Consider the following 25,099-nt stretch of genomic DNA (forward strand, 5'->3'; position numbering starts at 1 on the left):
AGCATTTTTTTGAAGGAACAGACGTGACCCTTATTTACGGCCACCGCGGCGCCAAAGGCGAAGCACCGGAAAACACCCTGACCAGTTTCCAGGAATGCCTCAAGCACGGCGTACGCCGTTGCGAACTGGACCTGCACCTGTCCAAGGACGGCCAACTGATGGTCATCCACGACCCGACCCTCAAGCGCACCACCGACCGTCGCGGCAAGGTGGTGGAGCATCAGGCGGCTGACCTGGTGACCTATGACGCCCGCAAAGGCGGCCCGGGCTGGGTGCAGCCCTGCCCCATCCCGCGCCTGGAAGAGCTGTTCAAGGCCTGCGATTTCGAGCACTGGCAGCTGGAAGTCAAAAGCGCCTCGCGCACCCGCGCCGCCACCACGGTGCTGGCAATTCGCGAACTGGCTCAGGAATACGGGGTGCTGGACAAGGTGACCATCACCTCAAGCTCCCGGGAAGTGCTGCGCGCCGCCGCCGAACTGACCCCGGACATTGCCCGTGGCCTGGTGGCCGAATACGCCTGGCTCGACCCGTTGAAGGTGGCGCAGAACTATGCGTGCAATCTGTTGGCGCTGAACTGGACGCTGTGCACCCCCGAGCGCCTGATCAAGGCCCAGCGCCAGGGGTTGCACGTGTCGGTGTGGACGGTCAACGAACCGGCACTGATGCGCCGGCTCGCCGACTTCGGCGTTGACAGCCTGATTACAGACTTTCCCGGTTTGGCCACTGCCACGCTTGGGAATCGCTGAAATCGGTCTCCCCGGCCGGCTCAGGCCACCGGCCGGAGCCGCTCAAAAAAGCCGGTTCAGGCCGTCATAGGCCGCTACCCGATAGGCTTCGGCCATGGTCGGGTAGTTGAAGGTGGTGTTGACGAAGTACTTCAGGGTATTGAGCTCACCGGGCTGGTTCATGATGGCCTGGCCGATGTGGACAATTTCCGAAGCCTGGTCACCGAAGCAGTGCACACCCAGGATCTCCAGGGTTTCACGGTGGAACAGGATCTTCAGCATGCCCACCGGCTCGCCGGAGATCTGCGCCCGCGCCATGCCCTTGAAGAAGGCTTTACCCACTTCATAAGGCACCTTGGCCTGGGTCAGCTCATGCTCATTCTTGCCGATGGAGCTGATCTCCGGGATGGTGTAAATGCCGGTGGGCACGTCGTTGACGTGACGCCAGCTACCGTTGTCCACCACGCTGCCGGCCGCCGAGCGCCCTTGGTCATGAGCGGCGCTGGCCAGGCTTGGCCAGCCGATGACGTCACCGGCGCCGTAAATGTGCGGCACGCTGGTACGGTAGGCTTCGTCGACCGTGATCTGGCCACGCCCGTTGACCTTGATACCGATGTTCTCCAGCCCCAGGCGATCGGTGTTGCCGGTACGACCGTTACACCACAGCAAGGCGTCGGCCTTGATCTTCTTGCCCGACTTGAGGTGCAGGATTACGCCGTTTTCCAGACCTTCGACGCGCTCGTACTCCTCGGTGTGACGCACCATCACGTTGTTGTTGCTGAAGTGATAGCTCAGCCCCTGGGAAATTTCCGCGTCCAGGAAACTCAACAGCTGCTCGCGGTTGTCGACCAGTTCCACCAGCACGCCAAGGCCACTGAAGATGGACGCATATTCGCAACCGATGACGCCGGCGCCGTAGATAATCAGCTTGCGCGGGGTGTGGGTGAGGCTGAGGATAGTGTCGCTATCGTAGATACGCGCGTGGTTGAAATCGATGTCGGCGGGGCGATAAGGGCGCGAACCCGTGGCAATGATGACGTTCTTGGCCACCAGCTTTTCCTGCGCGCCGTTGGCGCAGATCACTTCAATGGTCTGCTCGTCCGAGAAGCTGCCAGTGCCGAAGAACACATCGACGCGATTGCGCGCGTAATAACTGGTGCGCGAGGCCACCTGCTTGGCGATGACCTGCTCGGCGCTTTTCAGCACGTCCGGGAACGAGAACCAGCGCGGCTCGCCAATGGCCCGGAACATGGGGTTGGTGTTGAACTGGATGATCTGCTTGACCGAGTGACGCAGGGCCTTGGACGGGATGGTGCCCAGGTGGGTGCAGTTGCCGCCGACCTGGCGGCGGCTGTCGACCATCGCCACCTTGCGCCCCGCCTTGGCGGCGTTCATCGCAGCACCTTCACCTGCGGGCCCGGAACCCAGCACCACTACATCATAGTTGTAGACAGCCATGCGTACTCCTTCAGAACAGGCCGAGGCACCACTCTGGTACCTCCGGCTCAACATGCCGCCATGCGGCATCGAAAACTCGGGGATGCAGTCTATAGAAGCGTATTCGCCGCGAACATTAACCCTTGGTCGCGTCAAAGGCTATTGATGTCTGCATCAACGCGTCAATGGTCAACTTTTCCTACAGCAGCCATCCGTTCGAATGCCGGGGTCGGCCGACTGGACAGCACCTCGCCGTCGCGGCGCACAAATAGCGCGGCAATGTCGTGAAGCTGGGCATACGCCCACCCCTGCTCCGGCCCCAGAATCATCAACAGCGTAGACAGGCCATCGGCCGCTGTCGCCGAAGGATGAATCACCGTGACCGAGGACAACGCGTGGGTGATGGGCGCGCCCGTACGGCCATCGAGCAGGTGGGAATAGCGCGTGCCGTCATGCACGAAGAAATGCGTCTGCTCGGCCGAGGTCGACACACCGTAGCCATCAATGCCCAGCGTCTGGCTGGCGTGCTGATCGCCCGCACGGGGGGTGGGCACGCTGATTGGCCAGGCGCTGCCATCGGGTTTGCGCCCCACGGCCTTGAGCTGGCCGGTGGCTTCGGCGCGATAGTTGCCCACGCCCAGCGCCTGCAGGCGCGCGCCGATGCGTTCCACGGCGTAACCGGCGGCGATGCTGTTGAGGTCCACGGCCACGGCCGCGTCCTTGCACAACTGCCCGCCGTCAACCCGCAGGTGCTGGTAACCCACGCGCTGGCGGGTCAGGGCCAGCACCGCCGGGCGCGGCACTTGCTGGCGGTGGCTGTTGGGGCCGAACCCCCACAGGTTTATCAACGGGCCCACAGTCTGGTCGTAGGCGCCCTGGCTGGCGCTGGACAGTGACTGGCCGTACTGCACCAGCTCCAGCACCGCGGGCGGCATCACCCGGCAACTGTCCGCGGGCAGCGCATTGAAGCGTTGCACCTCGGAGTCGTCGCGGTACAGCGACATCTGCTGGTCCACCTCGCCGAGGATGCGCTCCACCTCGGCCTGCACTTGCGAGCGCTGGGGCGTCTGCGCCGTGGGCACATACTGGATGTCGTAACGACTGCCCATGGTCGGGCCGCTGAAGGTTTCCACCGGGTCGCCACCACTGCAGCCCGCCAGGGCGGCCAGCAGGTTGAGCATCAGAAAAGGACGGGCAAGGCACATGGACAGGCGAATTTTGACTTAACCTTGAGACAGACATTCGAGGAAGACGCCATTATGCGCCACAAGCCGCTGTTGCTTCTGCTCTTCTTCTGCGCCCTGGCCTGGGGCAACAGCGCCGACCGCCTGCAGGAGGCCAATTTCGCCACGCAGTGGGGCCAGCCGCCATTGCAACGCAAAAGCCAGGCGTTGCTCAATTACCTGTTCGTCGATGTCTATGCCGCGGCGTTTTACGCCCAGCCCGGCACCAGCGCGCAGCAGGCGGTGAACGACTTGAGTGATCAGCGCCTGGAGCTGTTCTACTTCCACAACATCGACCGCGAAGACGTGATCAAGGCTGCCAACCAGACCCTGCAACGCCAGGCCAGCCCCAACCTGTTGCGCGCCGCCCGGCCGGAGATCGACCGGCTGCATCAAAGCTTCACCGACATCCATGCCGGCGACCGTTATGCCCTCACCTACACCACCGCCGCCGGGCTGTCGCTGGAACGCAACGGACAGGTAATTTTTGTCAGTAAAGACAAGGACTTGGCCCGTCTGTACCTGGCCATCTGGCTGGCCCCCAGGGGCCTTTCTGACAACTTACGCACGGCACTTTTGCAGCCTGCGTCTTCCTGACCTACAGGCTGAAACGTTACACCTTGCAGGCAGAAACCCCATCAGCGCCTAGACTTATACATCTTGTTACAAAATATTTTGCGCAAACCCGCAAAAAGTCGGCGTGGACGGCTGCCAAGCGCCCTCCCACCCCACCCCATCTACGTGAGTGCACTCCCATGGCCTCGACTTCCGGCAAGGGCAAGGCGATTTTTCGCGTTGTCAGCGGCAACTTTCTCGAGATGTTCGACTTCATGGTGTATGGCTTTTACGCCACCGCCATCGCCAAGACCTTCTTCCCCTCCGACAACGCCTTCGCCTCGCTGATGCTGTCGCTGGCCACTTTCGGCGCCGGTTTCCTGATGCGCCCGCTGGGCGCCATCTTCCTGGGCGCCTACATCGACCGCCACGGCCGCCGCCAGGGCCTGATCGTGACCCTGGCGATGATGGCCATGGGCACCGTACTGATCGCCTGCGTGCCCGGCTACGCCACCCTGGGCGTGGCGGCGCCGCTGCTGGTGCTGCTGGGTCGGCTGTTGCAGGGCTTCTCGGCGGGCGTGGAACTGGGCGGCGTATCGGTGTACCTGGCAGAAATCGCCACCCCGGGGCGCAAGGGTTTCTTCGTCAGTTGGCAGTCGGCCAGCCAGCAGGCGGCGGTGGTATTCGCCGGCCTGCTGGGCGTGGCCCTCAACCACTGGCTGAGCCCCGAGCAGATGGGCGACTGGGGCTGGCGCGTGCCGTTTCTGGTGGGCTGCATGATCGTGCCCGCGATCTTTGTCATCCGTCGCTCACTGGAAGAAACGCCTGAATTCCAGGCCCGCAAGCACCGCCCTACCCTCAAGCAGATCGTGCGTTCCATCGGCCAGAACTTCGGCCTGGTGCTGGCCGGCATGGCGCTGGTGGTGATGACCACGGTGTCGTTCTACCTGATCACCGCCTACACCCCGACCTTCGGCAAGGCCGAGCTGCATTTGTCGGACTTTGATGCGTTGTTGGTGACCGTGTTGATCGGGCTGTCGAATTTTTTCTGGTTGCCGGTGATGGGTGCGGTGTCGGACCGTGTGGGGCGCAAGCCGTTGCTGTTGGCGGCAACCATCCTGGCGATTCTCACGGCCTACCCTTCGCTGAACTGGATGGTGCAGGCGCCCAGTTTCGAGCGGTTGCTGACGGTGGAGCTGTGGTTGTCGTTTTTGTATGGCAGCTATAACGGGGCGATGGTGGTGGCGTTGACCGAGATCATGCCGGTGGAGGTGCGCACTACGGGTTTTTCGCTGGCTTACAGCCTGGCGACGGCGACTTTTGGCGGGTTTACGCCGGCGGCGTGTACGTACCTGATTCATGTGCTGGACAACAAGGCGGCGCCGGGGATCTGGTTGAGTGGTGCGGCGGTGTTGGGGTTGGTGGCGACGTTGGTGTTGTTTCATGGGAACAGGCATGCGCTGCGTACCGCGCAGGCGGCGGGGGCGTGAGTTGTAGCCGCTGCCGAAGGCTGCGCTGGGCCGATTCCTCGCTGGAGATTTTCAGTGTCCGTGAGGGCCAGCGCAGCCTGGCGGCAGCGGCTACGCAAAGCGCTTTTGATCTTGCTTTTGCTTTGGCTCTTGATCTTGATCTTGATCTTGCTTTTGATCTTAGGCCCCGTTAGAGCCAAGGGCCGACCGGAGGCGTCGATCAAGCGGCCTTCAGCGTAGCTGAAGGAGACGGAACCGGAGGCGCTTCTATTCCGGGCCGTCGTCCGCTTGATCGACGCCGTAGGGAGGGGACCCGGAGCGCAGCGCAGGGCCCAGGCTCGGGGCGAGCCCTTTTTGGTTATTTTTTGGCTGGGCCGGCACACCGGGCGACTGCCAAAAAGTGACTCGCCGTAAGGGCGAAACGGTCGGTGGTCGCACCCTAGATAATGGATATGCCCACAGTCCTCAAAAGCGGGATCCGCAGACCGTGAACATATCCATTATCTCGGGTGATGCGCAGTCACCTTTCCGCCCTTACGGCGGGTCACTTTTTGACAAACGCCCGGTGTGCCGGCCCAGTCAAAAAGTAACCAAAAAAGGCTTGCCCCCGAGCCCGGTCCCTACGCTGCGCTCCGGGTCCCCTCCCTCCGCCGCCGATCAAGCGGACGACGGCCCGGAATAGAAGCGCCTCCGGTTCCGTCTCCTTCGGCTACGCCTCAGGCCGCTTGATCGACGTCTCCGGTCGGCCCTGGGCTCTAACGGGGGCACACAATCAAGATCAAAGGCCTCACGGAAGCAAAGCGGTCCGCGACACGCCCGGTCCCACAGGGTTTGCGCAGGCCATCAGCACAACAAAAAAGCCCCGACATCTCTGCCGGGGCTTTTTCATTTCAAGCTAACGCTTAGCGCGGGAACGCCGGCGGGTTTACATCCGCCATGTCTTCCATCACACGCACTACCTGGCAGCTATAACCAAACTCGTTGTCGTACCAAACGTACAACACAGCGCGGTTGTCATTGCAGATAGTGGCCTCAGCATCAACCACACCGGCGTGACGCGAACCCACGAAGTCGGTCGAAACCACTTCCTGCGAGTTCACGAAGTCGATCTGCTTGTGCAGGTCCGAGTGCATGGCCATCTGGCGCAGGTACTCGTTGAGCTCTTCGCGGGTGGTGGCCTTTTCCAGGTTCAGGTTCAGGATGGCCATCGAAACGTTAGGCGTCGGCACGCGAATGGCGTTGCCGGTCAGCTTGCCGGCCAGCTCAGGCAGGGCCTTGGCAGCGGCGGTGGCAGCGCCCGTCTCGGTGATCACCATGTTCAGCGCGGCGCTGCGGCCACGGCGCGAACCTTTGTGGAAGTTGTCGATCAGGTTCTGGTCGTTGGTGTACGAGTGAACGGTTTCGACGTGGCCATTGACGATGCCGAACTTGTCGTTGACAGCCTTGAGCACCGGCACGATGGCGTTGGTGGTGCACGAGGCGGCCGAGACGATCTTGTCGTCAGCGGTGATTTCGCCGTGGTTGATGCCGTGAACGATGTTCTTCAGCTTGCCTTTGCCCGGTGCAGTCAGCACCACGCGGTCCACACCCGGGCAGGCCAGGTGCTGGCCCAGGCCGTCGGCGTCACGCCATACGCCGGTGTTGTCCACCAGCAGCGCGTTGCTGATGCCGTACTGGGTGTAATCCACCTCGGTCGGGTTCTTGGCGTAGATAACCTGGATCAGGTTACCGTTGGCGGTGATGGTGCTGTTGGCTTCATCGATGGTGATGGTGCCATCGAACGGGCCGTGTACCGAGTCGCGACGCAGCAGGCTGGCGCGCTTGACCAGGTCGTTGTCGGCACCCTTGCGCACCACGATGGCACGCAGGCGCAGGCCGTCGCCGCCACCGGTCTTCTCGATCAGGATGCGGGCCAGCAGGCGACCGATACGACCGAAGCCGTACAGCACTACGTCCTTGCCCTTGCGTGGGGAAGCGTTCTGCTGACCGACGATGTCGGCCATTTCTTCACGGACGAACTGCTCGGCAGTGCGGCCGTTGCCCTGTTCCTTGAACTTGTTGGCCAGGCGGCCCAGGTCCACCGAGGCGGCACCCAGTTTCAGCTCGCTCATGGCCTTGAGCAGGGGGAATGTCTCGTGGACAGACAATTCGATTTCGTCGGCCTGGCGGTGACGCGCAAAGCGGTGGGCCTTGAGGATCTGAATGACGGAACGGTTGATCAGGCTGCGGCCATAGATCGAGCTCACCACGTTGTTATTGCGGTAGAGCTGACCGATCAGCGGAATCATCGCCTCGGCGAGCGCTTCACGATCGATCCATTCACCAAGACACTGGTCGGGCTTCTGAGTCACGGGAACCTTCCACATGTAGGGACAGAAAAAAGGGGCTACATTATGACTTCCAGCGCTCGGCGGAGCAATGAGCGCCTGTCGACACAGGCTCATAGACCGGGCTTTTGCGCGAAGGTTTCGTTTTCGAGCGGTCGAAACTGACAGCCCGGCCAAGGGCCGGTACAATCGTTGTCTTTGTCGCAACGCCTGGAGCCTGACCGCCCGTGCCTGTCCTGCGTCTACCGCTACTGTCCTCCACCGCGGGGAAACATACCTGGGGCAACCTGCCAGGGGCCGCCCTGAGCCTGGCGATTGCCGAAGCCGCCAGCGCCGCCAAGCGCTTCACCCTGCTGCTGACCGCCGACAGCCAAAGCGCCGACCGGCTGGAGCAGGAGCTGCGTTTCTTCGCCCCCGGCCTGCCCGTGCTGCATTTTCCCGACTGGGAAACCCTGCCGTACGACCTGTTCTCGCCGCACCAGGACATCATTTCCCAGCGTATTGCCAGCCTGTACCGGCTGCCGGAGCTCGATCACGGCGTTTTGGTAGTGCCAGTGACCACAGCCCTACATAGACTGGCGCCGACGCAATTCTTGCTGGGCAGCAGCCTGGTGCTGGACGTGGGCCAGAAGCTGGACGTGGAGCAGATGCGCACACGCCTGGAGGCCAGCGGCTACCGCTACGTGGACACGGTGTACGAGCACGGCGAGTTCACCGTGCGCGGCGCGCTGATCGACCTGTTCCCCATGGGCAGCAAGCTGCCCTACCGCATCGACCTGTTCGATGACGAAATCGAGACCCTGCGCACCTTCGACCCGGAAACCCAGCGCTCCATCGACAAGGTGGACTCGGTGCGCCTGCTGCCGGCCCGCGAGTTCCCGCTGCAGAAGGAAGCCGTGACGCGCTTCAAGGCGCGCTTTCGCGAGCGTTTCGACGTGGACTTCCGGCGTACGCCGATCTTCCAGGACCTGAGCAGCGGCATCACCCCGGCCGGTATCGAGTACTACCTGCCGTTGTTCTTCGAGGAAACCTCGACCCTGTTCGACTACCTGCCCCAGGACACCCAGGTGTTCTCGCTGCCGGGCATCGAGCAGGCCGCAGAGAACTTCTGGAACGATGTGCGCAACCGCTACGAAGAACGCAAGATCGACAAGCAGCGGCCGCTGTTGCCGCCTGCCGAGCTGTTCCTGCCGGTGGAAGACTGCTTCGCGCGCCTGAAGAACTGGCCGCGCGTGGTCGCCAGCCAAGCCGACATCGAGCCCGGCGTGGGCCGCGATCGCTTCCCGGCGCAGCCGCTGCCCAACCTTGCCATCGAGGCCAAGGCCAACCAGCCGCTGGCGGCGCTGTCGAACTTCCTCGACCAGTTCCCTGGCCGCGTGCTGTTTACCGCCGAATCGGCCGGCCGCCGCGAAGTGCTGCTGGAGCTGCTGGACCGTCTCAAGCTCAAACCCAAAACCGTCGACGGCTGGGCCGACTTTGCCAGCGGCAAGGACCGCCTGGCCATCACCATCGCCCCGCTGGACGACGGCCTGGTGCTTGACGACCCGGCCCTGGCGCTGATCGCCGAGAGCCCGCTGTTCGGCCAGCGGGTGATGCAGCGTCGCCGTCGCGAAAAACGCACCGACGGCAACAACGACGCGGTGATCAAGAACCTCACCGAGCTGCGCGAGGGCGCACCGGTGGTGCACATCGACCACGGCGTGGGCCGCTACCTGGGCCTGGCGACGCTGGAAATCGAAAACCAGATGGCCGAATTCCTGACCCTGGAATACGCCGAGAATGCCAAGCTGTACGTGCCGGTGGCCAACCTGCACCTGATCGCCCGCTACACCGGCAGCGATGACGCCCTGGCGCCCTTGCACCGCCTGGGCTCGGAAACCTGGCAGAAAGCCAAGCGCAAGGCCGCCGAACAGGTGCGCGATGTGGCCGCCGAACTGCTGGACATCTACGCCCGCCGCGCGGCGCGCAAGGGTTACGCGTTCGCCGACCCGACCGCCGACTACGCCACCTTCAGCGCCGGCTTCCCGTTCGAGGAAACCCCCGACCAGCAATCGGCCATTGAAGCGGTGCGCGAGGACATGCTGGCGCCCAAGCCCATGGACCGCCTGGTATGTGGCGACGTGGGCTTCGGCAAGACCGAGGTGGCCATGCGCGCCGCCTTCATCGCCGTGCACGGCGGCCGCCAGGTGGCCATCCTGGTACCCACCACCCTGCTCGCCCAACAGCATTACAACAGCTTCCGCGACCGCTTCGCCGACTGGCCGGTGACGGTCGAGGTGATGAGCCGCTTCAAGTCCACCAAAGAGGTCAACGCCGCCGTGGCGCAGTTGGCCGAAGGCAACATCGACATCGTCATCGGCACCCACAAGCTGCTGCAGGACGACGTCAAGATCAAGAACCTGGGCCTGGTGATCATCGACGAGGAGCACCGCTTCGGCGTGCGCCAGAAGGAACAGCTCAAGGCGCTGCGCAGCGAGGTGGACATCCTCACCCTCACCGCAACGCCCATCCCGCGCACGCTGAACATGGCGGTGTCGGGCATGCGCGACCTGTCGATCATCGCCACCCCGCCGGCTCGCCGGCTGTCGGTGCGCACCTTCGTCATGGAGCAGAACAAAAGCACCGTGAAAGAGGCGCTGCTGCGTGAACTGCTGCGCGGCGGCCAGGTGTACTACCTGCACAACGACGTGAAGACCATCGAGAAGTGCGCCGCCGACCTTGCCGAACTGGTGCCCGAGGCCCGCATCGGCATCGGCCACGGGCAGATGCGCGAACGCGAACTCGAACAGGTGATGAGCGACTTCTACCACAAGCGCTTCAACGTGCTGATTGCCTCGACCATCATCGAGACCGGCATCGACGTGCCCAGTGCCAACACCATCATCATCGAGCGCGCCGACAAGTTCGGCCTGGCACAGTTGCACCAGCTGCGCGGCCGCGTGGGCCGTAGCCACCACCAGGCCTACGCCTACCTGCTGACGCCACCACGGCAACAGATTACCCCGGACGCCGAGAAGCGCCTGGAGGCCATCGCCAATACCCAGGACCTGGGCGCCGGTTTCGTGCTGGCCACCAACGACCTGGAAATCCGCGGCGCCGGCGAACTGCTGGGCGAAGGCCAGAGCGGCCAGATCCAGGCCGTGGGCTTCACCCTGTACATGGAAATGCTGGAGCGGGCGGTGAAGGCCATCCGCAAGGGCGAACAGCCCAACCTCGACCAGCCGCTGGGCGGCGGCCCGGAGATCAACCTGCGCCTGCCGGCACTGATCCCCGAGGACTACCTGCCCGACGTGCATGCGCGACTGATCCTGTACAAGCGCATCGCCTCGGCGGTGGACGAGGACGGCCTCAAGGACCTGCAAGTGGAGATGATCGACCGCTTCGGCCTGCTGCCCGAGCCCACCAAGAACCTGGTGCGCCTGACCCTGCTCAAGCTGCAGGCGGAAACCCTGGGCATCAAGAAGGTCGACGCCGGCCCGCAAGGCGGGCGCATCGAGTTCGCCGCAGAAACGCCGGTGGACCCGCTGGTGCTGATCAAGCTGATCCAGGGCCAGCCCAACCGTTACAAATTCGAAGGCGCTACCATGTTCAAGTTCATGGTACCCATGGAACGCGCCGATGAGCGCTTCAATACCCTTGAAGCGTTGTTCGAGCGCCTGACGCCGAAGTCCGCATGAGTGGCCTGATTTTGCACAAGGTGTCTGCCCGCTAAATGTCCGAACACCTGATTCAGCACCTCGAACCCCGGCCACGCTTGTGGCTGGGCAGTGTCGAGTTCAGCGCCTTTGAACCGCGCAATGGCCGCATGCAGCGGCATATCCAGCACCGCGCCGCGCTGGCGTTCGGTTACGCCGGTCATTATGTGTCCAGCGCACGCACGCCTCACGAGCCCGGCATTGCGCGTCAGCCGTTGAGCGAGAAGGCCCTGCGCGACACGTTGCAGGGGCTGGGCTTTCGCATCGCCACGCGGCAAAGCAAGGCCTTGCCGGAAAGCGCCGGCGATATCTTCGAGCTGCCCAGCGACAGCGCCTGGCTGCGGTTTGTGCTCAACGACCTGCCCACCCTGCGCGAGCAAGGCTGGGAGATCGAGTATTCCGAAGAGTTCGCCTTCGACCTGACGCCGGTGGACGACTGGTATGCGGTGATCGACGAGCCGCCCGGGCATGACTGGTTCGACCTGGAACTGGGCATCGTGGTCAATGGCGAACGCCTGAGCCTGCTGCCCATCCTGATCAACCTGCTGCGCACCCACCCCGAGTTGCTCAACCCGGCGCAACTGGCGCGGCGCCGCGACGACGAACAGATTCTGGTGCCGATTCACAGCCCCCAGGCCAACAAGCCGCGGCTGATGCAAGTGGCCCTGCCCTACGGGCGCCTCAAGCCGGTGCTGACCACCTTGGGCGATTTCTACCTGCGCGAGCCGGGCGACACCCGCCTGCGCCTGCCCACGCCTGACGCCACGCGGCTCAACGCCCTCAAGGAGCTGCCGCTGAGCTGGGAAGGCGGGGAGCGGCTGCGCGGCTTTGCCGAACGCCTGCGCGACATCCGCACCCAGCCCACCCCGCCGCCCGCCGACCTGGCCGCCAAGCTGCGCCCCTACCAGGCCGAAGGTCTGAGCTGGATGCAGGCCCTGCGCCAGCTGGAAGTGGGAGGCATCCTCGCCGATGACATGGGCCTGGGTAAAACCCTGCAAACCCTGGCGCACCTGCTGTGCGAGAAAAACGCCGGGCGCCTCGACCGTCCGGCCATGGTGGTGATGCCCACCAGCCTGATCCCCAACTGGCAGGACGAGGCCCAGCGCTTCGCCCCTACCCTGCGCGTGGCCGCCCTGCACGGCGCCGGGCGCAAGAAGTACTTTGACAAGCTGTTCGATTACGACCTGCTGCTGACCACCTACGCCCTGCTGCCCAAGGACCTGGAAGCACTGAGCAAGGTGCCGCTGCACGTGCTGATCCTCGACGAGGCGCAGTACATCAAGACCCCGGGCAGCAAGGCGGCCCAGGCGGCGCGCCAGCTGCGCGCCCGCCAGCGCCTGTGCCTGAGCGGCACGCCGCTGGAAAACCACCTGGGCGAGCTGTGGTCACTGTTCCACTTCCTGCTGCCAGGCTGGCTGGGCGACGCCAAGGCGTTCAACCGCGACTACCGCGTGCCCATCGAGAAGCACGGCGACCAGGAACGCCTGCAGCACCTCAACGCGCGCATCAAGCCGTTCCTGCTGCGCCGCACCAAGGAACAAGTGGCCACCGAACTGCCGGCCAAGACCGAGATCACCCACTGGGTGGAGCTCAACGAGGCCCAGCGCGACGTGTACGAAACCGTGCGCCTGGCCATGGACAAGAAAGTCCGCGAGGAGATCACCCGCAAGGGCGTGGCGCGCAGCCAGATCATCATCCTGGAAGCGCTGCTCAAGCTGCGCCAGGTGTGCTGCGACCTGCGCCTGGTCAATGGCACGGCGGCGCCAACCCGCGGCAACAGCTCGGGCAAGCTGGCCAGCCTGATGGAGATTATTGAAGAGCTGCTGCTGGAAAACCGGCGGATCCTGCTGTTTTCGCAATTCACCTCGATGCTGGGGTTGATCGAACAGGAACTGCAACAGCGCGGCATCGACTACGCCCTGCTGACCGGCGCCACCAAGAATCGGCGTATTCCGGTGCAGGACTTCCAGAAAGGCAAGGTGCAGATCTTTCTGATCAGTCTCAAGGCCGGCGGCGTGGGCTTGAACCTGACGGCGGCCGACACCGTGATCCATTACGACCCGTGGTGGAACCCGGCGGCCGAGCACCAGGCCACAGACCGCGCGTATCGCATTGGCCAGGAAAAGCCGGTATTCGTCTACAAGCTGATTACCCGGGGCACGGTGGAGGAAAAAATCCAGCACCTGCAATCGGAGAAATCGGCATTGGCGGCGGGGATTCTGGAGGGGCGTGAAACGGCGGATTGGAAGATGGCGCCGGAGGATATCGATGCGCTGTTCGAGCCGTTGCCGGGGCGTAAGCCGCGCAAGCGCTAAAAAGGCACCGCCGTCGGTGGGGGCAACCTTTATTGTGGGAGCGGGTTCTACCCGCGAAAAGGGCACCGCGCCACGCCTGGTACACAGTGGCGCCTGCTTCGCGGGCAGAGCCCGCTCCCACATCCATGCCCTTACTGAAGGCGGGGATCAATCAATTAGCTGCGCCTCACGCAACGCGCCAACGGCCGTCAGCCAGCGCGGATCCTGGCGATACTCGACATTGCTGAACGCCTGCCCGCGCATCCCGGCGATACGCGGCGACGGCACAACCTTCAACCGCTGCGCCGCCGTCAACGCCAATTCGGCGGCCGCACGGTCATTGCACACCAGCCCCATATCGCAGCCGGCCGTCAGCGCCGCCTCGATACGACTGGCCGCATCGCCCACCACATGGGCACCGGCCATCGACAGGTCGTCACTGAAAATCACCCCATCAAACTGCAACTCGCCGCGCAGGATGTCCTGCAACCAACGACGGGAGAACCCGGCCGGCTGGTTGTCGACCTGCGGGTAAATCACGTGGGCCGGCATTACTGCGGCCAACTGACGGCTCAGGCGCGCGAACGGCACCAGGTCCAGGGCACGGATCTGCTCAAGGCTGCGCTCGTCGGTCGGGATGGCCACGTGCGAATCCGCCTCAGCCCAGCCGTGACCGGGGAAGTGCTTGCCACACGCTGCCATGCCGGCCGCGTTCATGCCCTTGATAAAGGCACCGGCCAGCGCAGTGGCACGCTCCGGGTTGCCCTCGAAGGCACGGCTGCCCACCACCGCGCTGCGCTGGTGGTCCAGGTCCAGCACCGGGGCGAAGCTCAGGTCCAGGCCCACGGCCAGCACTTCGGTGGCCATGATCCAGCCGCACTGCTCGGCCAGGTACTCGGCGTTGTCATTGTCGGCCAGGGCGCGCATGGCCGGCAGCCGCACAAAGCCCTGACGCAGGCGCTGCACGCGGCCGCCCTCCTGGTCCACGGCCAGGATCAGGTCGGGGCGAATGGCGCGGATGGACGCGCACAGTTCGCGCACCTGACGGGCGTGCTCGATGTTGCGGGCAAAGATGATCAGGCCAGCCACTTCGGGCTGGCGCAGCAGGTGGCGGTCTTCGGCGGTCAGCCAGGTGCCGGCGATATCGACCATCAACGAGCCTTGAAGGCGGGAAGTCATGAGGTAATCCTTGATTCGCAGGTGCATGAATGCCGCACCGTGCAGCCTGGGGCCACACAGGGGTCTATCAGCGAGGGGGAAAGCGCGGCGCCTGGACGAGGCCGCAGATTCAGAATAGGCATGGGCGGCTAGCTTAGCCGAAGCCGCCCGCCGCGCCCACCGTCAATTGGCTCAGGCCTTGGCCAGCGCCGGGGTCGACTTGCTGCGCGGGCGCAGTTGCGCCGAGGCCATGGCGCCGTCGGTGACCCCGCTGTCGGCACGCATGCCGGCGGCCAGGAATGGCACCATCAGACGCATCACCTGCTCGATGGAGGTGTCGATGCCGAAGTCGGTCTCGGCAATGGCGCGCAGGGCCTTGATGCCGGACATGCTGAACGCCGCAGCGCCGAGCATGAAGTGCACGCGCCAGAACAGCTCCAGCGGCGGAATGCGCGGTGCGGCTTCGTTGACCAGCAGCATGTAGCGGCGGAAGACCTTGCCGTACATGTCTTCCAGGTAACGACGCAGGTGGCCCTGGCTCTGGCTGAAGGCCAGGCCCAGCAGGCGCATGAAGATCGACAGGTCGTTGCCGCTGCGTGGCTGCACCACCATGGCCTGCTCGACCAGGATCTCCAGCAGCTCTTCCAGGCTGGCCTTGTGCTCGGGCCGCGCCTGGCGGCGCTCCAGCTCACGCTCCAGGCTGATGCAGAACGGCCCCAGGAAGCGTGAGAACACCGCCTGGATCAGGGCCTTCTTGGAGCCGAAATGATAGTTCACCGCCGCCAGGTTGACCCCGGCCTTGCTGGTGATCAGCCGCAACGAGGTCTCGGCAAAACCTTTTTCCGCGAACAACTGCTCGGCAGCGTCGAGTATGCGTTCAACGGTTTCCGACTGGGCCATGCTAAATCCACCTGACAAACACTTGTTTGAAACATACGTTTCACGACCCCTGCCTGTCAAGCCTGGGCGGACGTTTAGTGGCTAGTCGGTCACATATTTAACCACACCGCACTGGCATTTGGCCCACTTACTCGCTATAAGCCGCGCCCGCCCGCCGAATGGTGCCTGCACGGCCACAGGACGAGCGGTGACGACAGCAGGATTGCCAAGCCCCGCATACTGTATATAATCCCAGTCACTGTATAAAAAGACAGAGCGATCGACATGCTGAAACTGACGCCACGCCAAGCCGAGATTCTGGCTTTCATCAAGCGCTGCCTCGACGACAACGGCTTCCCGCCCACCCGCGCGGAAATCGCCCAGGAACTGGGCTTCAAGTCGCCGAACGCCGCTGAAGAACACCTCAAGGCGCTGGCGCGCAAGGGGGCCATCGAAATGACCCCGGGCGCGTCCCGCGGCATCCGCATTCCCGGTTTCGAGGCCAAGGCCGACGAATCCACCCTGCCCATCATTGGCCGGGTTGCTGCCGGTGCGCCGATTCTGGCCCAACAGCACATCGAGGAATCCTGCAACATCAACCCCACCTTCTTCCACCCCCGTGCCGACTACCTGCTGCGCGTGCACGGCATGAGCATGAAGGACGTGGGCATCTTCGACGGCGACCTGCTGGCCGTGCACACCTGCCGCGAGGCCCGCAATGGCCAGATCGTGGTGGCGCGCATCGGCGACGAAGTGACCGTCAAGCGCTTCAAGCGCGAAGGCAGCAAGGTCTGGCTGCTGGCGGAGAACCCGGAATTTGCGCCCATCGAAGTCAACCTCAAGGACCAGGACCTGGTCATCGAAGGCTTGAGTGTCGGCGTCATACGCCGATAAAGGAGGCTACATGCAGCTCCCACAATCGATGCAACCGGCTCAACTGTCCTTGTTCGAGGCCTTCATGGCTCAACCTGTCGCGCCGCTGTTCACCCACGCAACCGAAGTGCCCTGGACGGCCCCACAGCCCGAAGCCTTCAGTGAAGTATCATTGCGTGGCGCCGCCGGGAACTGCCTGAGCCTGCTGGCCCCCATGCTGCGCGAGCTCAGCGAGCAGGAAGACGACGCCCGCTGGCTGACCCTGATCGCCCCGCCGGCCAGCCTGACCCAGGCCTGGCTACGCGATGCCGGTCTCAACCGTGAACGCATTCTGATTCTGCAGCCGGGCGGCAATCAGAGCCCGCAGCAGTTGACCTGCGAGGCGCTGCGCCTGGGGCGTAGCCATACGGTGGTGAGCTGGCTGAACCCGCTCAGCAGCAGCGCGCGCCAGCAGTTGATCACGGCAGCACGCGTGGGCGATGCCCAAAGCCTCAACATCCGCATGGCATAAAGCACTGTAGCCGCAGCCTGACGGCAGCGGCTACGGGATGTGGGCATGCATCAATGAAGGACGCGCGGGCCTTCTTCTTTTTCCAGCTCGCCTTCCACCATCTTGCCAGCCATCTGCACGCCTACGCTGAGCATGGCCTTGGCGACTTCCACATGCTGTCCCTGCAGGAAAGCCTTGGCATCCTCGGAAAAATTCAAGGTTACCAGCGAGCCTTCATCCTCGGCACGGCGCAGTTCGATTCGGCCGTCAGGAAGCTCGACAATTTCTAGAAAGGACGTTGGCATATAAAGGGGGTCTCCACGTGAGGGCGCTATTGTAGCAGCCGCTGACGCAATCAGCACTCACTGAGGCCGTCACGGTACCGAATGGCCAACCCTTTGAGCTGCTGACGCCAGCCTTCCAACACTTCGCGGGTCAGCTCCTCGGGCTCTTCAGGCGCGTCCAGGTTGACTGCGACGATCAACGGCTGGGTGACATCGCCCTTGGCCACCTTCGGCGCCTGGGGCGGACGGTGCAGCGCCGCGTGGGCGGCCAGCAGCTCGTAGACCCAGGTACCAGGCGCCTGGGCCAGCTCCACCAGCTCGGCCATCTCAGGAATGGCGATCTGCGCCAGAATCTGCGGGGTCAGCAGGTCTTCGGCGCGCGGCGTGGCGGCTTGAGGCAGGCGGTAGAAGCCGGCGATTTCATGGCACAGGCCCAGCAAGGCGCCGTACAGGTGGAACAGCGCCGATTCGCGTTCAGCCTGGATGCGGGCCAGGGCGTTCATGGCCTGGCCCTGCTCGGCCTTGCCCAGGGCTTCCAGGGACAGGCCGGCGAAGTAAATTTTCTGGTTGGTGCGGGTGTAGAGTTCGTGGGCCATGGCGGGCACCCTCCGGTAACGACGGGGTTCGGGCAGACAGACAGTTTCAGGGATCGATGCACCCAATCGCAAGGCAAATCATCGCTATTGGCCTTTAGGGCCTCTCGCGAGCAAGCTTGGCTCCCACAGTGTCGAGCCAGCCATCGATGTCTGGCTTCACCTTGTGGGAGCAAAGCTTGCTCGCGAGAGGCCCGAGAGCCGAACACAAAAAAACCGCGCCAGGGCGCGGTTTTTTTCATTGCTGCTGAATCAAGCCGGCTCTTTCTCTTTCGCCCGCTTGTCTTCCACCTTCCAGCTGTCGCCTTCGTAGAACGCGCGCCAGCCAGTCGGCTTGCCTTCCACCTCGGTCTGCACGTACTGCTCCTTGGTCTTGCGGCTGTAGCGGATCACGGCTGGGCGACCATCCGGGTCCTTCTTCGGCGCTTCGCACAGGAAGTGGTACTTGGGATCGATTTCGTCCTTGTGCGGGATGATTTCGATGACCAAGGGTGCACGGGTTTCGCGGTTTTTCGGGAACTGGCTGGCAGCCAGGAACAGCCCCGAAGCGCCATCACGCAGCACGTAAGTGTCGTTGACCTTCTCGCACTTGAGCTCCGGCATCTTCACCGCGTCCATCTTCGGTGGCGCCGCCTCGCCGCTTTTCAGCAGCTTGCGGGTGTTCTTGCACTCAGGGTTGGTGCAGCCGAAGAACTTGCCGAAACGGCCGGTCTTGAGCTGCATCTCGCTGCCGCACTTGTCGCATTCCAGGCTCGGGCCTTCGTAGCCCTTGATGCGGTAGTTGCCCTCTTCGATCTCGTAGCCCACGCAGTCGGGGTTGTTACCGCAGATGTGCAGCTTGCGCTTTTCATCCAGCAGGTAGGCGTCCATGGCGGTGGCGCAGATCGGGCAGCGGTGCTTGCCACGCAGTACCAGCGACTCGGATTCACCCTCGTCGTCGGCGGCGATTTCGTCGCCCGGCACCAGGTTGATGGTGGCCTTGCAACGCTCCTTGGGCGGCAGGCTGTAGCCCGAGCACCCCAGGAACACGCCAGTGGACGCGGTACGGATCATCATGTGCCGGCCGCATTCGCGGCAGGTGATGTCGGTTGGCGTCGGCTGGTTGGCACGCATGCCGCTGTCGGCCGAGCCTGCCACTTCCAGCTTGTTCTTGAAGTCGCCGTAGAACTCGTCCAGCACGTTCTTCCAGTCACGCTCGCCCTGGGCCACGTCGTCGAGGTTCTCTTCCATGCCAGCGGTGAAGCCGTAGTCCATCAGGTTGGAGAAGCTCTCCGACAGACGCTCGGTAACGATGTCGCCCATCTTCTCGGAGTAGAAGCGGCGGTTGTGCAGGGCCACGTAGCCGCGGTCCTGGATGGTGGAGATGATGGCCGCGTAGGTCGACGGGCGACCGATACCGCGTTTTTCCATCTCTTTCACCAGGCTGGCTTCGGAGTAGCGCGCCGGCGGCTTGGTGAAGTGCTGGGTAGGGTCCAGCTCAAGCAGCTTGAGCACTTCGCCCTGGTCCATTTCCGGCAGCACGTCGTCATCGCCCGGCTTGGCCATCTGCGGCATCACACGGGTGTAACCGTCGAACTTGAGGATACGGCCCTTGGCACGCAGCTCGAACTCGCCGGCGGCCACGGTGACGGTGGTGGACAGGTATTGCGCAGGCGGCATCTGGCAGGCCAGGAATTGGCGCCAGATCAACTCGTACAGGCGCTCGGCATCACGCTCCATGCCCGCCAGCTTGCTCGGGTGGGTGTTGACGTCGGACGGACGAATCGCTTCGTGCGCCTCCTGGGCGCCTTCCTTGCTGCTGTACACCATCGGTGCGGCCGGCAGGTACTGCTTGCCGAATTCGCTTTCGATGTAGCTGCGGGCCATTTCCACCGCGTCCGCGGACAGGTTGGTGGAGTCGGTACGCATGTAGGTGATGTAGCCGGCTTCGTACAGACGCTGGGCCATCATCATGGTTTTCTTCACGCCGAAGCCCAGGCGGTTGCTGGCGGCCTGCTGCAGGGTCGAGGTGATGAAAGGCGCCGACGGCTTGCTGCTGGTCGGTTTGTCTTCACGCTTGACGATGCTGTAGGTGGACGCCTTGAGCTTTGCCAGGGCAGCCATGGCGGTGGCTTCGTTGAGCGGCTTGAAGGCCTCGCCCTTCTCGCGCGCCACTTCGAAACGCACCTTGGCGTTCTTGGCGGTGCCCAGGTCGGCGTGGATCTCCCAGTACTCTTCCGGGTTGAACGCGCGGATTTCACGCTCGCGCTCCACCACCAGCTTCACGGCCACCGACTGCACGCGGCCTGCCGACAGGCCACGGGCGATCTTGGACCACAGCAGCGGCGAAACCATGTAACCAACCACGCGGTCGAGGAAACGACGTGCCTGCTGGGCATTGACGCGATCAATGTCCAGCTCGCCTGGCGTTGAGAAGGCCTCCTGAATGGCCTTCTTGGTAATTTCGTTGAACACCACGCGCTTGTAGCGGGTGTCATCACCACCGATGGCTTCGCGCAGGTGCCAGGCAATGGCTTCCCCCTCGCGATCCAAGTCGGTTGCGAGATAGATGGTGTCGGCATCCTTGGCGAGACGGCGCAGCTCCTCGATCACCTTCTCCTTGCCGGGAAGGATCTCGTAGTGGGCTTTCCAGCCGTGCTCCGGGTCTACGCCCATGCGCGCCACCAGTTGCTTGCGCGCCTTTTCCTTGGGCGACAAGGCAGGTGCCTCGGCGGCCGCGGCCTTGCCACGCTTCACCGGCTCTTTCGTGGCGCTAGCCGAACCGCTGGTGGGCAGGTCTCGGATATGGCCGATACTCGACTTCACCACGTATTGGTTGCCCAGATACTTGTTGATGGTCTTGGCCTTAGCCGGGGATTCCACAATGACCAGCGATTTGCCCATGGATCAGAAAATTCCTGAATAGCTAGAAATGAAAGCGTTGATGCCTTCGAGGCACCGCTATATATAGTGGTGACGAAGTGAGGTCAAGCGCGGATGATCAAGCGATCTCGTCGCCGGGCCGCTCGAACAGACTCGGTTCGGCCTCGACCAAAGCAAAGCGCGGTACGCGCTCGCCGTCAACTTCGACCGATTCCAGGAACATGCTCAGCGGCCTTACCCACAGGCCAAACTCGCCATACAGCGCCTGGTAGCAGACCACTTCTTCCTCTGTCTCGGAATGGCGGGCAACCCCGAATACGCGGTACTCAGGCCCTTTGTAGTGACGGTAGAGCCCTGGCTGTAACTGCATGTGTGCCTCGCTTGAACAAATATTCTGAAAAACAAAAACCGGGGCACCTGGCCCCGGTTCGCCGACTGCCGAATGCTTAGACGCGTTCGAAGACGGTGGTAATGCCCTGACCCAGACCCACGCACATGGTGGACACCCCGAAGGTGCCGTTGTTCTGTTTCATGACATTCAACAGGGTGCCCGAAATACGTGCACCGGAGCAACCGAATGGGTGACCCAAAGCGATGGCGCCGCCGTGCAGGTTAACCTTCTCGTTCATCTTGTCGAGCACTTTCAGATCCTTGAGCACCGGCAGGGCCTGTGCAGCGAAGGCTTCGTTGAGCTCGAAGAAGTCGATATCGGCGATGGACAGGCCTGCACGCTTGAGTGCTTTCTGGGTCGCCGGCACCGGGCCGTAGCCCATGATCGCAGGGTCGACACCGGCCACGGCCATCGAGCGAATCACCGCCATTGGCTGGATGCCCAGGTCTTGAGCACGTTGGGCCGACATGACGATCATGCAAGAGGCGCCGTCGGTGATTTGCGACGAAGTGCCCGCTGTCACCGTGCCACCTTTGGGGTTGAATGCAGGTCGCAGGGCGGCCAGGCTCTCCAGGGTGGTGTCCGGACGAATGGTCTCGTCGTAGTCGAACATTTTCAGGAAGCCGTTCTCGTCATACCCCTGCATCGGGATGATTTCGTCCTTGAACTTGCCTTCCACGGTGGCCTTGTGGGCCAGTTGGTGGGAACGCAGGCCGAAGGCGTCCTGGGCTTCGCGGGTGATGCCGTGCATCTTGCCCAGCATTTCGGCGGTCAGGCCCATCATGCCCGACGCCTTGGCGGCGTACAGGGACATGTGCGGGTTGGGGTCCACGCCGTGCATCATGCTCACGTGGCCCATGTGCTCCACGCCGCCGACGACGAAGACATCGCCGTTGCCGGTCATGATCGCCTGGGCGGCAGTGTGCAGCGCGCTCATGGACGAGCCGCACAGGCGGCTGACGGTCTGGCCGGCCGCGGTGTGCGGGATCTGGGTCATCAGCGACGCCATGCGCGCGATGTTCCAGCCCTGCTCCAGGGTCTGGTTGACGCAACCCCAGATCACGTCCTCGACTTCGCTCGGGTCAACCTTGACGTTGCGCTCCAGCAGCTTGCTGATCAGGTGCGCCGACATGTCTTCGGCGCGGGTGTTGCGGTGCATGCCACCCTTGGAGCGGCCCATTGGCGTGCGACCGAAGTCGACAATCACCACATCTCTCGGATTCAAGCTCATAAATACGTTCTCGCTCTAGTCGTTGGGCGCTTAACCGAAGAAGCTCTGGCCGTTCTTGGCCATCTCACGCAGCTTCGCGGTGGGGTGGTACAGCGGGCCCAGGTCGGCGTACTGGTCTGCCAGGGCGACGAAGTTGGCCACGCCCAGCGAATCGATGTAGCGCAGCGCGCCGCCACGGAACGGAGGGAAACCGATGCCGTACACCAGGCCCATGTCGGCCTCGGCGGCGGTTTCGACGATGCCGTCTTCCAGGCAACGCACGGTTTCCAGGCACAGCGGGATCATCATCCAGTTGAGGATGTCCTCGTCGGTCAGCTCACGCTGCTCGTAGACGATTGGCTTGAGCACTTCCAGCACCGAGGCGTCGGCGACTTTCTTCGGCTTGCCCTTCTTGTCGGTCTCGTAGGCGTAGAAGCCCTTGCCGTTCTTCTGGCCCAGGCGGTTGGCTTCGTACAGCACATCGACGGCCGAGCGACGGTCGTCCTTCATGCGGTCCGGGAAGCCGTCGGCCATCACGTCACGGCCGTGGTGGCCGGTGTCGATGCCGACCACGTCCATCAGGTAGGCCGGGCCCATGGGCCAGCCGAATTTTTCCATGATCTTGTCGACGCGCACAAAGTCCACGCCAGCGCTGACCAGCTTGGCGAAGCCGCCGAAGTAGGGGAACAGCACGCGGTTGACCAAGAAGCCCGGGCAGTCGTTGACCACGATCGGGTTCTTGCCCATTTTCTTGGCGTAGGCCACGGTGGTGGCCACTGCCACTTCGCTGGACTTCTCGCCGCGGATCACTTCCACCAGGGGCATCATGTGCACCGGGTTGAAGAAGTGCATGCCGACGAAGTTCTCCGGACGCTTGAGGGCCTTGGCCAGCAGGCTGATGGAGATGGTCGAGGTGTTGGACGCCAGAATGGTGTCTTCCTTGACCTGGGCTTCGACTTCGGCCAGCACGGCCTGCTTGACCTTGGGGTTCTCGACCACGGCTTCGACGACGATGTCGACGTGGCCGAAATCACCGTAGGACAGGGTCGGGCGAATGGCGTTGAGCGATTCGGCCATCTGCGCTGCGGTCAGGCGGCCCTTCTCGACGCGCTTGCCCAGCAGCTTGGACGCTTCGGCCAGGCCTTGCTCGATACCCTTCTCGTTGATGTCCTTCATCAGGATCGGGGTGCCCTTGACGGCGGACTGGTAGGCAATGCCACCACCCATGATGCCGGCGCCCAGTACAGCGGCCTGCTTCACGTCGTGAGCCAGTTCGTCGTAGGCCTTGGCCTTGCGCTTGAGCTCCTGGTCGTTCAGGAACAGGCCCACCAGACTTTGCGCAGCCGAGGTCTTGGCCATTTTCACAAAGCCTGCGGCTTCGATCTCCAGGGCCTTGTCACGACCGAAGTTGGCGGCTTTCTGGATGGTCTTGATGGCTTCAACCGGCGCCGGGTAGTTCGGGCCAGCCTGACCTGCGACGAAGCCTTTGGCGGTTTCGAAGGCCATCATCTGCTCGATGGCGTTGAGCTTGAGCTTGTCCAGCTTGGGCTGGCGACGGGCCTTGTGATCGAACTCGCCGCTGATGGCGCGCTTGACCAGGTCCAGGGCGGCAGCCTGCAGCTGCTCGGGGGCCACCACGGCATCCACCGCGCCGGCTTTGAGCGCGTCATCGGCGCGGTTTTCCTTGCCCGAGGCAATCCACTCGATGGCGTTGTCGGCACCGATGATGCGCGGCAGGCGCACGGTGCCGCCGAAACCTGGGTAGATGCCCAGTTTCACTTCCGGCAGGCCGATCTTGGCGGTTTGCGACATGACGCGGAAGTCCGCGGCCAGGCACATTTCCAGACCGCCACCCAGGGCGATGCCGTTGATGGCCGCCACGGTGGGCACGGCCAGGTCTTCGAAGTCGCTGAAAATGCGGTTGGCTTCCAGGTTACCGGCGACCAGTTCGGCCTCGGGCAGCTTGAAATTGTCGACAAATTCGGTGATGTCGGCGCCAACGATGAAGACATCCTTGCCACTGCTGACAATGACGCCCTTGATCGAGGCATCAGCCTTGATGGTGTCGACGGCCTGGCGCAGTTCGCCCAGGGTCAGACGGTTGAACTTGTTGACGGACTCACCCTTGAGGTCGAATTTCAATTCGACGATGCCACTTTCAAGAGCCTTAACCGTGATGGCTTTACCTTCGTAAATCATCAACTGATCTCCACAATATGGAAGCTGAACAGTACACGCCAAACGCTGGTGCGGGGCCGGCTGGCGCCTGAACGCCGTTTGCCGCTCCCCCGCTGCCAGGCACACCCGTCAGCGCGATAGTCGGGATTCTGTAAGAGCGTTCCTACGATACAAACGCTCAATTCATACGCCCGTTTGATTTGGGTACGCACACATTCACGGAAAACCCGGCAATTGTCAAATGCGCTGGAACACAGCAGAAACGCGACTTTGCGGTCACCTGTGCGTCAAAATGGCGCACGGAGCCATTTCCCTGATGACGCAACATTCAGCAACAGCATCGCACAGGACGATGACAGCCCTGCGCACGGCGGGATAGAGGCAACCAAACGTCGCCAGGGAAATAAAATGAAAGATTTTCGCCGAGGGCGGGCGTAAGATCCGTTCGCGACTACA

18 protein-coding genes are annotated in these 25,099 nt (G+C 63.2%); 7 read left to right on the plus strand and 11 right to left on the minus strand.

The features are described from left to right. Positions 1–23: 23 nt before the first annotated feature. On the plus strand, positions 24–746 hold the full coding sequence (locus ACZ9GA_RS18365; protein WP_457361346.1) for a glycerophosphodiester phosphodiesterase: 723 nt from the start codon (positions 24–26) through the stop codon (positions 744–746). A 42-nt stretch (positions 747–788) separates the two neighbouring features. Here the strand turns inward: ACZ9GA_RS18365 and sthA are convergent, their stop codons facing one another. Then, positions 789–2,183: a Si-specific NAD(P)(+) transhydrogenase gene (gene sthA, locus ACZ9GA_RS18370; RefSeq protein WP_457361345.1), complete on the minus strand. Its 1,395-nt coding sequence runs from the start codon at positions 2,181–2,183 to the stop codon at positions 789–791. A 161-nt stretch (positions 2,184–2,344) separates the two neighbouring features. Further along, positions 2,345–3,367, minus strand: a complete 1,023-nt coding sequence (locus ACZ9GA_RS18375; RefSeq protein ID WP_457361344.1) for an FAD:protein FMN transferase — start codon at positions 3,365–3,367, stop codon at positions 2,345–2,347. Between the two features lie 54 nt (positions 3,368–3,421). Between ACZ9GA_RS18375 and ACZ9GA_RS18380 the strand changes: the two genes are divergently transcribed. Together ACZ9GA_RS18380 and tcuC are read left to right on the plus strand one after the other, a co-directional pair. Then, the gene (locus tag ACZ9GA_RS18380) at positions 3,422–3,982 is read left to right on the plus strand and encodes a chalcone isomerase family protein (protein WP_457361343.1); all 561 of its coding nucleotides are present in this window, start codon (positions 3,422–3,424) and stop codon (positions 3,980–3,982) included. A 158-nt stretch (positions 3,983–4,140) separates the two neighbouring features. Beyond that, positions 4,141–5,430: an MFS transporter gene (gene tcuC, locus ACZ9GA_RS18385; protein ID WP_457361342.1), complete on the plus strand. Its 1,290-nt coding sequence runs from the start codon at positions 4,141–4,143 to the stop codon at positions 5,428–5,430. 881 nt (positions 5,431–6,311) lie between these two features. Here tcuC and ACZ9GA_RS18390 read toward each other — a convergent pair. Then, on the minus strand, positions 6,312–7,775 hold the full coding sequence (locus tag ACZ9GA_RS18390; protein ID WP_457361341.1) for a glyceraldehyde-3-phosphate dehydrogenase: 1,464 nt from the start codon (positions 7,773–7,775) through the stop codon (positions 6,312–6,314). Positions 7,776–7,963: 188 nt separating this feature from the next. Between ACZ9GA_RS18390 and mfd the strand changes: the two genes are divergently transcribed. Together mfd and ACZ9GA_RS18400 are read left to right on the plus strand one after the other, a co-directional pair. Next, positions 7,964–11,413, plus strand: a complete 3,450-nt coding sequence (mfd, locus tag ACZ9GA_RS18395) for a transcription-repair coupling factor (protein ID WP_457361340.1) — start codon at positions 7,964–7,966, stop codon at positions 11,411–11,413. A 35-nt stretch (positions 11,414–11,448) separates the two neighbouring features. Then, the gene (locus ACZ9GA_RS18400) at positions 11,449–13,746 is read left to right on the plus strand and encodes a DEAD/DEAH box helicase (protein WP_457361339.1); all 2,298 of its coding nucleotides are present in this window, start codon (positions 11,449–11,451) and stop codon (positions 13,744–13,746) included. Positions 13,747–13,893: 147 nt separating this feature from the next. Here ACZ9GA_RS18400 and nagZ read toward each other — a convergent pair whose 3' ends face one another. After that, a complete protein-coding gene (gene nagZ, locus ACZ9GA_RS18405) occupies positions 13,894–14,904 on the minus strand; it encodes a beta-N-acetylhexosaminidase (protein ID WP_457361338.1) in 1,011 nt (336 codons plus the stop codon). 171 nt (positions 14,905–15,075) lie between these two features. Beyond that, complete coding sequence (locus tag ACZ9GA_RS18410) at positions 15,076–15,783, minus strand: TetR/AcrR family transcriptional regulator (protein ID WP_457361337.1); 708 nt, start codon at positions 15,781–15,783, stop codon at positions 15,076–15,078. A gap of 264 nt (positions 15,784–16,047) precedes the next feature. On the opposite strand from ACZ9GA_RS18410, the gene lexA reads away from it, so the two are divergent. Together lexA and sulA are read left to right on the plus strand one after the other, a co-directional pair. Further along, on the plus strand, positions 16,048–16,656 hold the full coding sequence (lexA, locus tag ACZ9GA_RS18415; RefSeq protein ID WP_027978423.1) for a transcriptional repressor LexA: 609 nt from the start codon (positions 16,048–16,050) through the stop codon (positions 16,654–16,656). 10 nt (positions 16,657–16,666) lie between these two features. Beyond that, positions 16,667–17,146 (plus strand): SOS-induced cell division inhibitor SulA, encoded by a 480-nt coding sequence (gene sulA, locus ACZ9GA_RS18420; protein ID WP_457361336.1) that lies wholly within the window; start codon positions 16,667–16,669, stop codon positions 17,144–17,146. A gap of 50 nt (positions 17,147–17,196) precedes the next feature. Here sulA and ACZ9GA_RS18425 read toward each other — a convergent pair whose 3' ends face one another. The 6 genes from ACZ9GA_RS18425 to fadB form a co-directional block, all read right to left on the minus strand. Further along, the gene (locus ACZ9GA_RS18425) at positions 17,197–17,430 is read right to left on the minus strand and encodes a hypothetical protein (RefSeq protein ID WP_081719153.1); all 234 of its coding nucleotides are present in this window, start codon (positions 17,428–17,430) and stop codon (positions 17,197–17,199) included. Between the two features lie 50 nt (positions 17,431–17,480). Further along, complete coding sequence (locus ACZ9GA_RS18430) at positions 17,481–18,005, minus strand: DUF6586 family protein (protein WP_457361335.1); 525 nt, start codon at positions 18,003–18,005, stop codon at positions 17,481–17,483. A gap of 249 nt (positions 18,006–18,254) precedes the next feature. Continuing rightward, positions 18,255–20,885 (minus strand): type I DNA topoisomerase, encoded by a 2,631-nt coding sequence (gene topA / locus ACZ9GA_RS18435; RefSeq protein WP_457361334.1) that lies wholly within the window; start codon positions 20,883–20,885, stop codon positions 18,255–18,257. 97 nt (positions 20,886–20,982) lie between these two features. After that, entirely contained in the window at positions 20,983–21,234 is a 252-nt protein-coding gene (locus tag ACZ9GA_RS18440; RefSeq protein WP_027978428.1) for a DUF1653 domain-containing protein, read from the minus strand. 76 nt (positions 21,235–21,310) lie between these two features. Then, complete coding sequence (gene fadA / locus ACZ9GA_RS18445; RefSeq protein ID WP_027978429.1) at positions 21,311–22,486, minus strand: acetyl-CoA C-acyltransferase FadA; 1,176 nt, start codon at positions 22,484–22,486, stop codon at positions 21,311–21,313. 30 nt (positions 22,487–22,516) lie between these two features. After that, positions 22,517–24,664, minus strand: a complete 2,148-nt coding sequence (fadB, locus tag ACZ9GA_RS18450) for a fatty acid oxidation complex subunit alpha FadB (protein ID WP_476226517.1) — start codon at positions 24,662–24,664, stop codon at positions 22,517–22,519. Positions 24,665–25,099: the final 435 nt, after the last annotated feature.

The sequence above is a fragment of the Pseudomonas sp. TE3644 genome (assembly GCF_056278815.1).

Excerpts from the sequence above, each read along its gene's own strand:
- ACZ9GA_RS18390 (WP_457361341.1), bottom strand. The coding sequence starts at position 7,775 with ATGTGGAAGGTTCCCGTGACTCAGAAGCCCGACCAGTGTCTTGGTGAA.
- sthA (WP_457361345.1), bottom strand. The coding sequence starts at position 2,183 with ATGGCTGTCTACAACTATGATGTAGTGGTGCTGGGTTCCGGGCCCGCA.
- sulA (WP_457361336.1), top strand. The coding sequence starts at position 16,667 with ATGCAGCTCCCACAATCGATGCAACCGGCTCAACTGTCCTTGTTCGAG.
- lexA (WP_027978423.1), top strand. The coding sequence starts at position 16,048 with ATGCTGAAACTGACGCCACGCCAAGCCGAGATTCTGGCTTTCATCAAG.
- ACZ9GA_RS18430 (WP_457361335.1), bottom strand. The coding sequence starts at position 18,005 with ATGGCCCACGAACTCTACACCCGCACCAACCAGAAAATTTACTTCGCC.
- ACZ9GA_RS18380 (WP_457361343.1), top strand. The coding sequence starts at position 3,422 with ATGCGCCACAAGCCGCTGTTGCTTCTGCTCTTCTTCTGCGCCCTGGCC.
- ACZ9GA_RS18400 (WP_457361339.1), top strand. The coding sequence starts at position 11,449 with ATGTCCGAACACCTGATTCAGCACCTCGAACCCCGGCCACGCTTGTGG.
- tcuC (WP_457361342.1), top strand. The coding sequence starts at position 4,141 with ATGGCCTCGACTTCCGGCAAGGGCAAGGCGATTTTTCGCGTTGTCAGC.
- fadB (WP_476226517.1), bottom strand. The coding sequence starts at position 24,664 with ATGATTTACGAAGGTAAAGCCATCACGGTTAAGGCTCTTGAAAGTGGC.
- ACZ9GA_RS18375 (WP_457361344.1), bottom strand. The coding sequence starts at position 3,367 with ATGTGCCTTGCCCGTCCTTTTCTGATGCTCAACCTGCTGGCCGCCCTG.
- ACZ9GA_RS18410 (WP_457361337.1), bottom strand. The coding sequence starts at position 15,783 with ATGGCCCAGTCGGAAACCGTTGAACGCATACTCGACGCTGCCGAGCAG.
- topA (WP_457361334.1), bottom strand. The coding sequence starts at position 20,885 with ATGGGCAAATCGCTGGTCATTGTGGAATCCCCGGCTAAGGCCAAGACC.
- ACZ9GA_RS18425 (WP_081719153.1), bottom strand. The coding sequence starts at position 17,430 with ATGCCAACGTCCTTTCTAGAAATTGTCGAGCTTCCTGACGGCCGAATC.
- ACZ9GA_RS18440 (WP_027978428.1), bottom strand. The coding sequence starts at position 21,234 with ATGCAGTTACAGCCAGGGCTCTACCGTCACTACAAAGGGCCTGAGTAC.
- fadA (WP_027978429.1), bottom strand. The coding sequence starts at position 22,486 with ATGAGCTTGAATCCGAGAGATGTGGTGATTGTCGACTTCGGTCGCACG.
- nagZ (WP_457361338.1), bottom strand. The coding sequence starts at position 14,904 with ATGACTTCCCGCCTTCAAGGCTCGTTGATGGTCGATATCGCCGGCACC.